1 protein-coding gene is annotated in these 1,115 nt (G+C 71.1%); it reads left to right on the top strand.

Going from position 1 to position 1,115, the window contains the following annotated elements:
* The first annotated feature begins 347 nt into the window (after positions 1-347).
* The gene (locus ABZV34_RS39850; RefSeq protein WP_356288324.1) at positions 348-1,052 is read left to right on the top strand and encodes a LuxR C-terminal-related transcriptional regulator; all 705 of its coding nucleotides are present in this window, start codon (positions 348-350) and stop codon (positions 1,050-1,052) included.
* Positions 1,053-1,115 lie beyond the last annotated feature (63 nt).

Here is a 1,115-nt window from a genome sequence, read left to right as displayed (position 1 = left end):
CCTCCCCGCCCCGCGTCCGCGGCCCCCGCAGGACTGCCACAGAGATCCCCCATGCCGCACACAACACAGCCGCAAGCGGCCGGTGGTGCAGTAGGACAGGTCACATCCCGTTCAGGAGGAAACGAAGAGATCCAGCCGATCGAGGAGATCGCGGAGCTCACGGGGATCGCGGAACGGCTGCCCGCAAGCCGAAGGGATCGAGCACATCGGCAGCGGCGCGGACGGGATCCCCCGCCCCATCCGCCGCGCACGGATTCCCGGCGATCGCCCGGCGTTGTGTGAAAGCCGGCCCGTGCAACGAGGCATGCGCTGTCCCGCACTTGGATACAGAAAGCCGGTATCTCGTCATGACCACCAGCATCACGGATGTCCAGCTCGCCAACGACCGGTCGACCACCTCGCACCCCTCGGCCGGGCACCGGTACACCTACGCCGCCCGCTCGGGTTCCGCGGCCGGCCGACGCACCTACACCGCCCACCTCAATCCCGAACGGCGCATCGTCGCGGCCGAGCCCGACTTCTCCCGCCGGTTCGGACGTACCTCGGCCGACACCTGCGGCCGCAGCCTGTACGAGCTGCTCCACCCGAGTTCCCCGTCCTATCTCGACCGGCACTTCACCCGTCTGTCGGAGGGGCGGTGCAACCGCTTCGACGAGCGGATGATCGGCCTCGGCGACTCGGGCCGGGTGTTCTCCGCCGGGATCACCGGAATCGCGGTCCACGACACCACAGGTGGGCTCGCTGGCATCGTTGTCCAAGTCCGGCCCGACCAGGAGGGCGCGACCGCCGAGGAGCCGGCCGCGCACTCCCCCGAGCGGCTGCTGAGCAAGCTCGACGCGCAGGTCCTGGAGGGGGTCGCCGCCGGTGCCTCCACCGTCCAGCTCGCCGCGCGCCTCTACCTCAGCAGGCAGGGCGTCGAGTACCACGTCGGGCTCATGCTGCGGAAGCTCAAGGCCCCCAACCGGGCCGCCCTCGTCGCCCGCGCCCACTCCCTGGGCATGCTGACGGTCGGGCACTGGCCCCCGCGGGTGCCCCCGGAGTTCGTCAAGTAGAGCGGCCGAACCGGCCCGGTCCAGCCTGCCCCCCGTGCTGGATGCTCCCGCCGGGTTCCTGGC

It is taken from the genome of Streptomyces sp. NPDC005195 (genome assembly GCF_040608315.1).
Classification (GTDB): Bacteria; Actinomycetota; Actinomycetes; order Streptomycetales; family Streptomycetaceae; genus Streptomyces; species Streptomyces kaempferi.
The sequence above is the reverse complement of the archived record's forward strand: the minus strand, read 5'-3'. Positions and strand labels throughout refer to the sequence as shown.